This window comes from Bartonella grahamii subsp. shimonis, assembly GCF_036327415.1.
GTDB classification, from domain to species: Bacteria; Pseudomonadota; Alphaproteobacteria; order Rhizobiales; family Rhizobiaceae; genus Bartonella; species Bartonella shimonis.
Genome location: NZ_CP123961.1, coordinates 1,147,088 through 1,161,764, shown reverse-complemented (window position 1 = coordinate 1,161,764; position 14,677 = coordinate 1,147,088). Strand labels below are relative to the sequence as shown.

Here is a 14,677-nt window from a genome sequence, read left to right as displayed (position 1 = left end):
TCTCAAATGCAAGAGCAGTCGGAACACTGGAAGCTGACAAACAGTATGATGCTATCGTCTTACACTTTCATAAACACAAAGATGGTAACATCTAACAACCCCAACGAACTGCTCTCCCTAAACCAATGATTTTTTGCTGCAATGTTATGGATTTAAGAAAATCAATTGTTTTTCATGAAGTTTCTATAAATCGTAAGATTATTCAAATTTAAAAGTCATCAATAAACTAGTTTTCTAAATATTTAAGGGGATCAACAGGTAATGAATTCTTACGCATCTCAAAATAGACACGTGGCGTTTTAACATTTCCAGAAACACCAGATTTAGCAATCTCATCACCGCGTCTTATCCTTTGTCCTTTGTTAACAACAAGCTTACTGTTACATCCATAAATAGTGATAATATTATTTTCATGTCGAATCATCACAACATTACCAAGCTCTTTTAATCCATCTCCCGCGTAAATAACAATACCATTTTCTGCTGCCTTTACCGAAGACCCTTCAGGCACTGCAATATCTATTCCCCGATTCATTACTGTTCCCTTTTTTTGACCGAACTGGCTTAATAAACGTCCTCGTACTGGCCAACGCATCTTAGAAATTCCTGTGGCTTGCGGAGTCGTCATATTATCGGTATTCGTAACAGTACTTGATAAACCAGTCTCATGATTTAATTGCATCATCTGTTTAGAAAAATTTTTCTCAGAACTTGATTTGTTCATCTTTGCAGAAGGTGGCGTTGTTACAGGCGCTTTATATATAGGAGAGGACTTCTTGTTTTTTATAGAGGACATCACTTGAGATTGGAATGGTGATTCTGTTGTTGATACTGCCCAATCGTTATTATTGTGTGCATTTGAAACTGCTAATGTACGCCTGCTTGGTACTACAAGGACCTGACCGATGTAAATGGAATCGCTGTTTATACCATTTGCTAATTTTAATGCCTCAACACTAACCCCTATTTGTCGTGCAATACTGAGCAGTGTATCTCCACTCTGGACAATATAAGAGTTCCGCCGAAAAATAGGAGATTTATCCATTTGTGAACGAGAAAGTGTCCCAAGATTACGTGGAGGGGACCCCATAACGCGACCATCAGAAGAAGCTATCCTACCTTGCCGTGGAGAATTATAGGGAGAATTGTCATCTTCCCACGAAACATCGCTTGATTCTACAGGTGGTAATTCAGTGCTTTGTATCATACCACTACCGTACGATAGCATTCGCGGATCTGTAGACATAGTGCTCGATATATTTGATTGAGATGATACCGTACGATGAGAGACAATATTGGAAAAACGCTGTGTACCAGAACTACAACCAGCGACAATAGTTAGCACTGCTAAAAAAATTATTCTCTGAAAATTATGCTGGAAAATATTATCCAAAGCTTTTAAACACATCGTTTTGCTCACTCATCAATAATCAACTCACTCCATTAAAGCTTTTTTAAATTACCGAAGAGTTAAAATGAGATGTTTTATTCATAAATATCTTTACATAAGATCAAAATGAATTTAACCTGGGCAATTTGCAGCAATTTCTTAACTTTTAAAAATTAAAGTATCTCTGCAATGCCTTTAATAAAAGGTTGGTAACGCACTTGAAACAGTTCTAAACACTCAAATCGGCTACCAATTTTTGTATAGCGCGTCACCGTTTGTACCCCTTCGTCAGGTCCTATCGCCTGAATGAGAATTCCATTTTCAGCTAAAAGTTCTAAAAATTCCTTGGGCTCATCAAAACGTGATGGCCAAATAAGAATGCGATCAAATGATCCCAAACCTGTCACGTTATGGCTTCCATCAATTTGCCGTATAACAATATTTTCAATTCCTAAAGTTTGAAATTTTTGGCGTGCCAAATCAACAAGCGTTTTATAACGATCAATCGTTGTCACACGGTCACTTAGACATGCCGTAAGAGCAGTACAAAAACCAGATCCTGTCCCAATTTCTAAGACTCGATGCCTTTTTTTCAACGATAGCGCTGAAAGAATTAAGAGTTGTTCTTCCAAACGTTCCATATATTCACCACACTCAAGGGGAATAACTTTATTATCATAAGCACTATTAAACCAAGGGGCAGAAACAAACTGTTGACGCGGAATTTTCTCTAATGCCGAAAAAAATCGCACGTCATCAATGCCTTTGCTACGCATTTTCAGTACAAGAGCGGCTAACTCCTCACGAAATTGTAAAATACCCTTTTGCCCCATAGTATCATTCAATCTCCAATGGAGGTGCACTTTTATCATACTGACAAACTGCTTCTTTTAAAATGGCAAAAACTTGCGTTTGCATATCATCACCTCTTGGCAATAAACGCATATTGTCTTTCCTTTCGTAAAATTAAGCAGTAATACAACGCATACCTCCCATATAAGGTTGTAAAACATCTGGAACAATGATTGATCCATCAGCCTGTTGATAATTTTCAAGCACGGCAATAAGACAACGTCCAACAGCTGTACCAGAACCATTAAGGCTATGAACAAAATGCAATTTTTTATCGCCTTCTTTACGGTAGCGCGCATTCATACGACGACCTTGAAAATCTCCACAAACTGAACAGCTAGAAATTTCACGATAACATTCTTGACCAGGAAGCCAAACCTCGATGTCATAGGTTTTACGTGCTGCAAACCCCATATCACCCGTAGAAAGAACCACTGTGCGAAAAGGCAAACAAAGCCGTTTTAATATATCTTCTGCACATTCCGTCATACGTTCTAATTCAATTAAAGACTGCTCTTCACTGGTAATCGAGACCATTTCAACTTTCCAAAATTGATGCTGACGCAACATACCGCGCGTATCACGACCGGCTGCTCCCGCCTCTGAACGAAAACAGGGAGATAAAGAAGCAAATCGCAGTGGTAAATCTGATATTTCAAGAATTTCATCGTTGACCAAATTGGTTAATGGCACTTCTGCTGTAGAAATAAGCCATCGACCATCTGTTGTACGAAAAAGGTCTTCAGCAAATTTTGGCAATTGTGCTGCTCCGTAAACAATCTCATCACGAACAAGAAGAGGTATTGAAAATTCTGTATAACCATGCTCATTGACATGCACATCAAGCATAAATTGGCCTAATGCTCGTTCTAGCCGTGCTAACGCCCCTGAAAGTACTGTAAAACGTGTTCCAGACAAACGACTAGCTCGTTCAAAATTCATCTGCTTGAGATCTTGACCAAGATCAAAATGTTCCTTTGGTGTAAAATTAAATGTTGGAGGTGTACCAAAATGTCGAATGACGACATTATCACTTTCATCTTTACCTTCTGGAACATCATCTAATGGAATATTTGGAAGAGCTGAAAGAATTTTCTCAAGACTCTCCGTCAGCTGTTTTTCTTCCGCTGTTGCAGAGGAAAGAAAGACTTTAATCTCTTCACCTTCAGCTCTAAAGCTTTCAGCCATTTGCTGATCAGATACCGCTAAAGCCTGTCCTATTTCCTTTGAAACCACATTGCGACGTTCCTGCGCCAATTGCACCTTAGCAATATGCGACCGACGCGCAAGATCAAGTTGTATTAACCTTTCAGCTTGTGGCTCAAGACCTCTACTTATGAGTGCTTTATCTAATTTCTCAGGATTGTCACGAATCCACTTAATATCAAGCATAAAAATTCCTCATTTATATTGTTTTTATTCATTTCTTATCGCATAAGATTATACACTTTTCTTAAGCGGATTTTCTTCTCTTTTCTATACTGTAAGCAATTAAAATTGAAATCTCGTAAAGTGCTATCGTTGGTAAAGCCACTGCAAACATCGTAAAAAAATCCGACGGCGTTATGATTGCCGCAATGATAAAAGAGAGGAGAATAGCCCATCTTCGTTTAGACGCCAAATCATGAGACGTTAAAAATCCAACTTTTGTTAAAAGACTGATGACAAGAGGTAATTGAAAAATTAAACCAAAAATTAGGATAAACGATGTCATAAAGCCCAAATAATCAGAAATACGCACTATAAACTCTATTTTTAAATGAACATCTGGAAGAAATTGTTGAGAAAGACTAAACCATAGTATTATTGGCGCTAATAGACTATAAACAAACGCTCCCCCAATACAAAATAAAATAGGCCCTCCAATGAGAAATGGTAAAAAAGCCATACGCTCATTTTTATAAAGCCCTGGTGCAATAAAACTATAAAACTGAAAAGCCGTATAGGGAAAAGATAAAATAATTCCCCCAAAAGCAGAAAGCTTCATCTTCGTTAAAAAAGTTTCCCATACTTGCGTTGATTGCAAACGAATACCCTCAGGATTACCCCCTGCTATTTTCATTGCCCACTGATATGGCCATAGTAAAAAATTAAAATATAATCTTTAATAAGAAAACACATCATAAAAGCGATCATAAATGCAACCAAAGCAGAAATAATCCGCTGACGAAGTTCAATTAAATGTTCTAAAAGTGGTGCCATATGGGCATCAACTTCATCTTTCTTAACATTCATGACACATCTTCTTTATCTTTATAAACAATAAAAATGCCTTCAGAATGATGAGAAGCTGTAGATATTGTCGTATCTTTATTGGTTACGTTTTGATCGCACTCCAAAATTTCTTTACCTTTTTCTGATTTATGGTGTGTTGCCTTAACATCCAAATTATCGTGGATATCTTCTAATGCATTTTGAATGGGATCAAAAGTTTCTGTTACCTTCTTGCTTGAAGCGCTAATATTCGAACATGTTTTTTGCAAATCATCGAGCTCGATTTGTCTTATTGCATCATCAAACTGATGACGAAGTTCATTTGCTGTTGCACACATATGAGCTCTTACCTTTGCTATTGTCTTTAATATTTTAGGTAAATCTTTCGGTCCAACGACAATGATGAGAACAAGTAAGATTACGACAAACTCTGGTCCATCAATCCCAAACATTTCTTAATTCGACTTCCTCATCAAAAAATAATGCACAACGATGATTGCGTTTTTGTTATTTGACACGCTGTTTTTTAGCAACAGATGCTTTGCTTCTTTTAGAAGCAGAAGAAGCCTTTCTGCACGCTGTTACATGTTTTACTGATAACGGCTGAGATTGTTGAGATTCTACATCAATTATTTGAGAAGTAGTAGCCATTTCAACTTTATCCTCAATGCTGTCATCTTCTTCCTTCATATTTTTTTTGAAGGCTTTAATTCCCTTAGCAACATCGCCCATTAATTCAGAAATTTTACCACGACCGAAAAGCACAAAGATAATTAATAAAATTATAATTAAATGCGTTGGTGAAAAAATATTACCCATTACTCTCTCTAACTTCATGCTTTTAAATTTGATTTCATTTATTCATGCTTCCTCTGAAGAAGGTATCAAATATAATATCTTACTTGTATATTTTCTTCTTAACTTAAAAGCAATCACACACTTTTATTGCAACAGAACTTTTTATTCTCTCATCCCTTTTTAGCGTATTATAACACAAACCATTCAAAAATGATAAACCGCTTCATACAAAATTCAAAAGGCTTAAAAACTTTTCTAAAGGAACTTCATCTGATCTCTTAGGCTACTCATCTTCCTGTAAATACTATAGCTCATGTCTTTCCTTTTAAACAATGTTGTACGTATCATAACAAACAGCTCCTCCAAATTATCCGTTACTGATAAAGATCATAACATGCTGTAAAAAAATTTACCTATTCAATTAAAAAAATTCAGAAAGAAAAATCTCTAAAAAACTTTCTTAACTCATCATCTGTCTCTTCAAAAACTATCATCTTACGCACAACATTTATTCTTCGCATTGGTAGGAATTTTATCATCCATTATTCCATATACAATACAAAATATGAGCCATCATCGCATTCGATCAAAGCAGGCGTGTAAATAAAAGCTTTTGGAGGAAAGAGTAAAAATGCACTTTATGAACCAGCTCAAGTGCCAAGAGGTATGACAACACTGCTAAAAATAAAAATGGTACCAGCTTGCGCCTTTATTCAGTAAAATACCTCCATATAACCAGCTCTCTGAACCGCTGCATGCCCTAACTATTACAAGTCTCCGGATTCTGGGCATGCGTTCTCATAATATTATGTGCTTAACCTGTCTCAGTATTGAAAACAGAATGGGCATTAATAGAAAATTACATTCAATCAAAAGCGTGGAATCGAAGCATAATCCATGTAAAAAGAATTTCTTATTCTAGTCTTTTTTATAAAATTATCTCATAAAGCCGCTAGATAATACAGTGTTAGAGATACATAAACCTATTTACTTGAGTTAAAAAACCTCATTATATTGAGATAGCTTGCAGAGCACATATCAATATTCAAAAGTTTATTTTAGCATCATACACAAAAATCTAACCATTTAGCGTATATAATGTAAAGCTTGGGCTCCGCTCCAATCAATGAGATTCATTCACATTTTTACAAAAATCTATCACTATAATACCAGCACATTGCTCTATCCATAATTTTACGCTCGCTAAAAAACTGCTAAATGTAACGGTGTTTTTATCAAGCATTTTAAATCCTTTAATCTTTAAACAAATAAATTTATGAATGAATTTGAAAGATAACTTTAATTTTTTCAACAAACTTTACTAATACTCTCGTTAATTGATTGTCTTTTATAGTTTTCCTGAAAGAGGGAGTGATCATAAAAAAACTTTTCTTACAATATAAATATCTCTATTGAAATGTTCGCCCTCTTCCTGTCTATACTTTCATATAAAAAAATTTAAAATCTTAACGATTAATCTCATACTATAAAAGTAGCTCAGTGAATAAATGCTCCCATAACATCAATATTTTTTCTGTAGTGTATAATTTGGGAGTGAGGATATTATTTGATTTCTACAAGAGTATTTTTTGGATATCAATTCTATTATTCTATGCTAATAATCCGGTACAGTTATACATATGATAGAGTTTACTCCATGAATTATCGGCATATTTATCATGCTGGCAATTTTGCTGATGTTTTTAAACACATTATTGTCACTCGCATCATAGAATATCTCAAACGCAAAGAAAAAGCTTTTCGCGTTATAGATACGCATGCTGGGATCGGTATTTACGACCTTTCTTCTTTAGAAGCATATAAAACAGGAGAATGGCGCGAAGGTGTCCAACAACTTTTTTCAACCCCTATCCCAGAAGATTTAAGAGCACTCCTTTGTCCATGGAGTGATATCATTGATGCCCTCAATAAAAAGGGGGGAGAAATTGTATTTTATCCTGGATCTCCTGTTCTTATTCGTCAATTATTACGGAAACAAGATCGCCTCACCGCAATAGAATTGCACAATGAAGATTATCATATTTTAGCAAAAAACTTTGCAGGAGATTATCAGACAAAAGTTTTGCATTTAGATGGTTGGCTTTCCTTAAATGCTCATGTACCACCAAAAGAAAAACGTGGGTTTATCCTTGTTGACCCTCCCTTTGAAAAAACTGGTGAATTTTCCCGCCTTATTGAGGGATTAACGAAAGCCTATCGTCGCTTTTCTGGAGGGATCTACGCTTTATGGTATCCTGTTAAATATGACAAAGAAATTGAAAGTTTTCTTCACGCGCTTTATCAAACAGGAATTCCTAAGATTCTACAGCTTGAAATGCGTATCCGAAAAAGTTCAAGTCCACCGACAATGAATGGAAGTGGTATGATTATTATTAACCCTCCCTACCTTTTGGAAGAAGAAATGAAAAAACTCAGCCCCTTTCTTATCAACCGTCTAGGACAAGATGAAAATGCCCAAATAACGCATAAGTGGCTTCGAAAAGAACATCTATTATGTTAGGCCTTTCTCTATATTTTTCTTAAATCAAATATCACGTTGTAAAATACAAAGGCATTAAATGATAAAATTCTTTGATTTTTGGGATAATATCAACATATCATAATGATAAGGTAATAACGATTAGCGTGAATTAATTTTTTCCCTTTTAGAAAGTCTATCCTTCTCAATCATCTTAGATTTCCTATTCCAATCATTTTAATGAATAAATTGGGCAAATTCATAAAGCTGTCTTAAATAAAAACTCTCATATTTTTTATGAAAAATCGGCTCTCTAAAATCATACTCTTATGCTATAAGATATATATAGAAAAAAATTAATAAAGACATAAATAATCGTTATCTAATAAAAAAGAATATTTCATATATTAAACAGAAAACATATTCTTAATAAACGAAATGGTCCTGAAAAATAATTCAAATTGTCCGCAAAATGAACGGGAAAAGCTTTCTTTTCTCTCTAACATTACGTGGAATAATGCCAATCAAAGCAATGAGAAAAATCAATTACAAGGTATCAAAGTCATACAAGAGTTTGTTAGACACCTTCCGCATAAGCCAGGGATTTACCGAATGATTGGTAAAAATGGTGATATTCTCTATGTTGGCAAAGCCCGTAATCTCAAAAAACGTGTTTCAAACTATACACGTGAACAAGGACACAATAATCGTATTACCCGCATGATTCGTGCAACATATCATATGGAATTTATCGTCACCCATACAGAAACAGAAGCACTCCTTTTAGAAGCCAATCTCATCAAAAGATTGCATCCACATTTTAATGTATTACTACGTGATGATAAAAGTTTCCCTTATATTATGATTACAGATGATCATCGAGTGCCGGCACTTTACAAACATCGTGGTGCTCGAACACGAAAAGCTCACTATTTTGGTCCTTTTGCTTCTGCTGGTGCAGTAACACAAACAGTTCATGTTTTACAACGCGCCTTTTTATTACGCACCTGTACTGATTCAGTTTTTGAAAATCGTACACGCCCCTGTTTGCTTTATCAAATTAAGCGATGTTCTGCACCTTGTACCCATGAAATTAGTGACAATGATTATAAAGAACTGGTGAGAGGAACAAAAGCGTTCCTTTCAGGAAAAAATCAATCTGTTAAAAACGATATGGTTCAAGCTATGCATAAAGCCGCAGAAAGTCTTGATTTTGAACAAGCAGCTTCCTATCGTGACCGCTTATCAGCCCTTTCTCACATACAAAGCCATCAAGGTATTAATCCTCAAACGATAAAAGAAGCGGATGTATTTGCAATTGCGCAAAAAGAAGGAATGACCTGTATTCAAGTGTTCTTTTTTCGCATGGGGCAAAATTGGGGAAACCGTGCCTATTTTCCTAAAGCAGACCCTTCTTTTTCCCGTACTGAAATTTTAGCAAGTTTTCTTGCCCAATTTTACGATGATAAACCACTTCCCAAGAGTATCCTTTTATCTGAAGAAATTGAAGAAAAGACACTTCTTACAGAAGCATTGAGTCTCAAAGCAAATCACAAAGTGTCTCTCTCTTTACCCAAACAAGGTGAACGGAAAACTCTTGTTAATCATGCCTATCTCAATGCTCATGAAGCACTTGAACATAAGCTTTCTGAAACAGCCTCCCATACAAAATTGCTTCAAGATCTTGCTAAAACATTCCAACTACCTTTTCCTCCACGCCGGATAGAAGTCTATGACAATTCTCATATCATGGGAACAAATGCTGTAGGGGCTATGATTGTGGCTGGTCAAATGGGATTTGTAAAAAATCAATATCGAAAATTCAACATTCGTTCAACAGATATCACGCCTGGCGATGATTTAGGCATGATGAAAGAAGTGATTAAACGAAGATTTTCACGCCTTATCAAAGAGCATGGTCTGCCAAATAGAAGTCATGACATAAAAGATGATGGTCTTTTTCCCATTTGGCCTGATCTTATCTTAATCGATGGTGGTGAAGGACAAATCAACAGTGTACATGCAATACTTTCTGAATTACAATTAAATGACCTCTTCACAGTTGTAGGAATCGCCAAAGGTGTTGACCGTCATGCGGGACGTGAACGATTTTTTATAAAAGATATCCCTCCCTTTACACTTCCTCCACGCGATCCTACCCTCTATTTTTTGCAACGTCTGCGTGATGAGGCACACCGTTTTGCAATTGGAGCTCATAGGATAAAACGAAAAAAAGCAACATTCAAAAACCCACTTGATGAAATCGAAAATATTGGTCCGACAAGAAAGCGTGCGTTGCTTCATCATTTTGGAAGTGCCAAGGCTGTTGCTAGCGCCTCACTTGAAGATTTAAAAAAAGTTACGGGAATCTCTATGACAATTGCACAAAAAATTCATAACCATTTTCATGAAAAATAGACTTGTTTCATAACCTTCGCCTTGTTACGTTTAGGAAATATATTCTCTTTCACAAGAATTAAAAATGGTTCCATGAAAAATCATACTTTTTCTTTTCCAAATATTTTAACTTATGCACGAATTGTTGCAGTCCCAATGGTTGTTGCATGCTTCTTTTTAGAAGGGCGACTACAATCAAGTGATATCACTCGCTGGATTGCTGTGTCCATTTTTATCGTTGCATCCATTACTGACTTTCTTGACGGTTACCTTGCTCGTATTTGGGAACAAACATCCAATATTGGTCGCATGTTAGATCCAATTGCCGATAAACTTCTCGTCTCTGCTTGTTTGCTCTTGCTTGCCGCAGACAGTACCATCGCTGGGTGGACACTATGGGCAGCTATTATCATTCTTTGCAGAGAAATTCTTGTATCAGGATTACGTGAATATTTAGCTGAGTTAAAAGTTAGTGTTCCTGTCTCTCGTCTTGCAAAATGGAAAACTTTTGTACAGATGATCGCTATTGTATTTCTTTTAGCTGGACCAGCCGGTAATAAAATTTTTCCTTACACAGTAGAGTTTGGCATTACTATGCTGTGGATTGCGGCCATCCTTACATTGTGGACAGGGTGGGATTATTTTCGTGCAGGTTTAAAACACGTTATCCTATGAAGAGTATGAGACTTATAATGATAATTTATCTTTTTGTACTTAAATAAGAGATGAGAATAGTATAAGATCGGCTTATTTTAAATCTATTAACGATAAATTAATAAAACACTTTTTTGCACATTACAAATAAGAGGACATGTAGATAAAAGCTCTTCAAAAAAAGAGTAAATAGATTTTATATTCTCGCAAAAGCAGTTGCAATATTAAAAGCTAAAAACACAATGAATGCTCCCTATGCTTCAAAAAAGTAAGCAAAAAACCGAAATATAGTGTTTCGGATTTTTGCTTCTTATATACGCTTTATTAACCAACAATTTCTACCTCAGAAAACCAAAAGGCGATTTCTGTTTTTGCTGTTTCAGCGCTGTCGGATCCATGGACAGAATTTTCACCAATCGATAAAGCATGAATCTTACGAATTGTCCCTTCTTCTGCATCACTAGGATTCGTAGCCCCCATTACTTCACGGTTTTTAGCTATTGCATTTTCGCCTTCCAAAACTTGTACAACGGTTGGACCAGAAGACATGAATTCAACCAATTCACTAAAAAAAGGGCGTTCTTTATGAACATCATAAAAATTTTCAGCCTCACGTTTGCTCATCCAGACACGTTTAGACGCAATAACACGCAAGCCTGCATCTTCAAGCATTTTAGTAATTGCACCAGTCAAATTACGATGGGTTGCATCTGGTTTAATCATCGAAAAAGTACGCTCTAAAGCCATTTAACCACCTTTATTTCATTTATAACATTCTCTCGCCATTTCTATAGCGAGCAAGAAGCCCTTTGCCAAGTGACTCTACAGAAATCTACACAAATTCTCAAAAATATAGAATGAATTATAAAGAAAACTTTAACAGAAATACCTGTAGCTGCTCATCCCATCATAAAGATGTGCTACCGACTCTCATTAAATATTGAATCTTCTTACATAATCTTAAAAGCCTCTCATCAACTTTATCATTGAAGCAATAAAAAGTCATAAGAAAAGCCAAACATGCAAAATATACACCTTTTTGAAAGCCTTCTTCTTTAAAAAGGACGAACCTAGACACTTCGATCTAGGTTTGAAAATCCTTCCACACACATCGAGATCAATCAAAAAATAACCATATAATTAAAAACTATAGCGTACACCTAAAATCCCCTGAAGGGACTGTTTTGTTTTACGTCCTTTAACATAATGGGCCTCACCATATAACTTTAACTTTTCACTCACTAAACTGCTTAAACCGATTCCTAACTTACCTGCATTCCCAGATAAGTCGGTGGTAAATGAATGCCCTTGATTAATCAACGTATGGTTGTCGTCTTTATACTCACGCAACCATGCTGCTGTAATATACGCAAATGATGAAGAATCCATGCGAGAAACAAATTCATACCCTAAAGATAAGCCAACCTCACTGCGTAATGAAGTGAAAGGGCGTATGTCACCTATCATGTCATTCGATAACTTGATTTCTTTACCCTCAACTTGCAACCAAGTAAATTGTCCATAAGGCTGGAGCCAACTGCTCTTTGACGTCTTAAGTCGATAACCGGCTTCAAAGGAGGTGCCCACCGCCCATTGCCTATAACTTCCTTCAACTGCTAAACCATTCGTTGAAACTGCCTTTAGAGTATTTTGATAATCATTATATTTTAAAAGACCGTCTAAATACCATCCACTATGATCCAAATAAGTGACATAAGCACCAATGCCATAAGTATTGATACCGCTGGTACCACCTCGTGCATGCACAATGCGTGCGTGGTCATAAATGCCAAAACCACCGATATAAAACTCTCCATTTTCCCACTCGCTTAAGCCATTGATCCCTAAGACTATACCGGTCTGATCGAGTTTAAAGTCTATATGCTCTGTAGCAATACTCTCTTTAGATTTGATCGCATAGGTCCATAAAGCTGCATTCTTTTTACTTTTATCTAGAACTCCTCTTCCCGCACGCACGGTTTGCATTTCATTGTGAAAAACCATCGCTGGAGCCACAGACATAGACAATACCGCATCTGTAGAGGGAGTGGTTAAAAAATGAGAAACTGAAAGTGTCTCACTTAATTGTGGAGAAGGTTGTTCTTTATGAACTGGACGTAAAATCATTTGATCGGCTAAAGATTGAGAAGATTCTGAAATAGCAGTCTGTTGCTCTTCATCAGAAAGAGGATGAGGATCTGCTGGATATTCTCCTTCAATAACTTGACTTCTAAGGTTTGAAACAGTTGGAGATACTGAAACACTAGAGACACTCTGTGCTTCTCTTAAATGACGTGGAGGCCGTTGCTTAGGTTGCTCTTTTTTAGTAGTTTTACGAGGACTGGTATTTTTTCCTCCGGAAGGAGCACTTTGATCAGACAATGCAAGAGGAACTTTCGTTTTCTTGTTTACACATTGTACCTCAGTGCTCGAACGTTCCGTACCTTCAGAGGCTCTACTTAAATACCAAATTGCAGAATAACCACTAGAACTAGCACATCTTCCTCTCTTCCGCAAAACATACTGATAGGTGCCACCATCGACAGCTGTAATGTCCTTGCCCAAAAGATCTTCCAGAGTAAAATCAGCTCCACCATCTTGGCTTCTATCGGTAACTAAAGGAATCTCAGTACCCAAACTATTTTTTTGTGAAAAAAGACCTGTAATTTCACGACCAGAATCTGTAACGCTTATTTTATGATTACCTGCGCTGTAATCAATTGACAAGTAATCACTCATATCCCCCGTGGGACTAATATTGAATCGAAAATGCAAACTTCCTGAAAGTCTTTCAACATGAAGTGAAATATGACGTGGATCATACGGAATAGAAGTAAAAATAACAGTCCCATCCTTCCCCCCTAAATCTTCAATGTCAATCTGAGGCTTTTCTCCTATATTCCGCTCACCAACCTCAAATATTGTTTCCTCAGCTCTTCCTTCTATAGGAATCTTTTTCTTAGTCGTATGATTTGTCCTATCACCAGCGAACAAATAAAGTTCTCCGTTCTTATTGACCCTTACTTCTCCAACGACTTCTTGTATCCCAACATGGAACCACGATTTGGCAGAATCCGTAATTGTTAAAGTATCCACAAACCCTTGAGGATATACTACTTGAACAGCCTGCCCCTTCAAAGTAGTATCATAAGATTCTCCATGCGCTAAAACATGCTGTCTACCATTCCCAGAGAGCTCTGTAGCCATTGATTTTCCTCCCTCTTTTCTTTCTCCCAAGTAAAGATTTTGTTCTCCGTTATTTCCTACTTTCGTATTCCAAACCCACGCTCCATCATACACATTCTGCTGTCCTACTGCCCCTTTACCACCAGAAACTGTGGTATTATATGCACTACTTTTTCTCTCCACGCTTATAAGATTAATACCTTTCTCTTCATGAACAAACTGCTTACCTCCAAGGATTTTAGCATCTATTGCATTTCCTCCACGTGTAACTATTTGCATCCCTCCTTTTTCAATAGTGGAACCTACAGAAGTTGCTCCATTTTCAACAATCTCAACGCTGCCATCTCCAATTTTAATATTATTACTGAGAAAACCCTTTGTAATCAGTGCTGAACCTTTTGGTATTTCTTTTCCATTTTCCACTTTATCTACTCTTGCTAGCTCTCCATTCCCACTCTCAACTGCACTTGCAACGTGTACAAGACAACTACTGATCATCAATACTGAAAAACTTAACTTGTATTTATATCGCATTATCCACACTCCACTCTCAATTATTTAGAAAAATATCCCGCGGCTACGTAGGTAACGCGTCTTAGATTGTATCATAATGTGTTTTATTTATGTTTAAAAACACTTTTAAGGTGTATTTTTTAATATAAACAACTTTAAGTTGTGCATATAAGCCGTTAGAAAGTTCTAACTTA

At 36.4% G+C, this 14,677-nt stretch carries 10 protein-coding genes and 1 pseudogene; 3 read left to right on the top strand and 8 right to left on the bottom strand.

Annotation, left to right across the window (positions count from 1 at the left end):
* Positions 1-226: 226 nt before the first annotated feature.
* From QHG57_RS05070 to tatA, 6 genes and pseudogenes are all read right to left on the bottom strand, one after another.
* Positions 227-1,408 carry a peptidoglycan DD-metalloendopeptidase family protein gene (locus tag QHG57_RS05070; RefSeq protein ID WP_330167399.1) on the bottom strand — a complete coding sequence of 394 codons (1,182 nt, stop codon included), beginning with the start codon at positions 1,406-1,408 and terminating at the stop codon, positions 227-229.
* A gap of 155 nt (positions 1,409-1,563) precedes the next feature.
* A complete protein-coding gene (locus tag QHG57_RS05065; protein ID WP_330169578.1) occupies positions 1,564-2,223 on the bottom strand; it encodes a protein-L-isoaspartate(D-aspartate) O-methyltransferase in 660 nt (219 codons plus the stop codon).
* 133 nt (positions 2,224-2,356) lie between these two features.
* A complete protein-coding gene (gene serS, locus QHG57_RS05060) occupies positions 2,357-3,634 on the bottom strand; it encodes a serine--tRNA ligase (RefSeq protein WP_330167398.1) in 1,278 nt (425 codons plus the stop codon).
* 61 nt (positions 3,635-3,695) lie between these two features.
* Positions 3,696-4,477 (bottom strand): annotated as a pseudogene (gene tatC, locus QHG57_RS05055) (twin-arginine translocase subunit TatC).
* A complete protein-coding gene (locus tag QHG57_RS05050) occupies positions 4,474-4,908 on the bottom strand; it encodes a twin-arginine translocase TatA/TatE family subunit (protein ID WP_330167396.1) in 435 nt (144 codons plus the stop codon). The pseudogene tatC and the gene QHG57_RS05050 overlap by 4 nt, the downstream one beginning before the upstream one ends.
* 55 nt (positions 4,909-4,963) lie before the next feature.
* Positions 4,964-5,275, bottom strand: a complete 312-nt coding sequence (gene tatA / locus QHG57_RS05045) for a twin-arginine translocase TatA/TatE family subunit (RefSeq protein WP_330167395.1) — start codon at positions 5,273-5,275, stop codon at positions 4,964-4,966.
* A gap of 1,636 nt (positions 5,276-6,911) precedes the next feature.
* Between tatA and QHG57_RS05040 the strand changes: the two genes are divergently transcribed.
* From QHG57_RS05040 to pgsA, 3 genes are all read left to right on the top strand, one after another.
* The gene (locus QHG57_RS05040) at positions 6,912-7,775 is read left to right on the top strand and encodes a 23S rRNA (adenine(2030)-N(6))-methyltransferase RlmJ (protein ID WP_330168856.1); all 864 of its coding nucleotides are present in this window, start codon (positions 6,912-6,914) and stop codon (positions 7,773-7,775) included.
* A gap of 396 nt (positions 7,776-8,171) precedes the next feature.
* Positions 8,172-10,151 (top strand): excinuclease ABC subunit UvrC, encoded by a 1,980-nt coding sequence (gene uvrC / locus QHG57_RS05035; protein WP_330168855.1) that lies wholly within the window; start codon positions 8,172-8,174, stop codon positions 10,149-10,151.
* Between the two features lie 72 nt (positions 10,152-10,223).
* A complete protein-coding gene (gene pgsA / locus QHG57_RS05030; protein ID WP_330167392.1) occupies positions 10,224-10,805 on the top strand; it encodes a CDP-diacylglycerol--glycerol-3-phosphate 3-phosphatidyltransferase in 582 nt (193 codons plus the stop codon).
* 303 nt (positions 10,806-11,108) lie between these two features.
* Here the strand turns inward: pgsA and ndk are convergent, their stop codons facing one another.
* Together ndk and bafA are read right to left on the bottom strand one after the other, a co-directional pair.
* Entirely contained in the window at positions 11,109-11,531 is a 423-nt protein-coding gene (ndk, locus tag QHG57_RS05025) for a nucleoside-diphosphate kinase (protein ID WP_330167391.1), read from the bottom strand.
* Between the two features lie 393 nt (positions 11,532-11,924).
* Positions 11,925-14,504 carry a BafA family autotransporter gene (gene bafA, locus QHG57_RS05020; RefSeq protein ID WP_330168854.1) on the bottom strand — a complete coding sequence of 860 codons (2,580 nt, stop codon included), beginning with the start codon at positions 14,502-14,504 and terminating at the stop codon, positions 11,925-11,927.
* Positions 14,505-14,677: the final 173 nt, after the last annotated feature.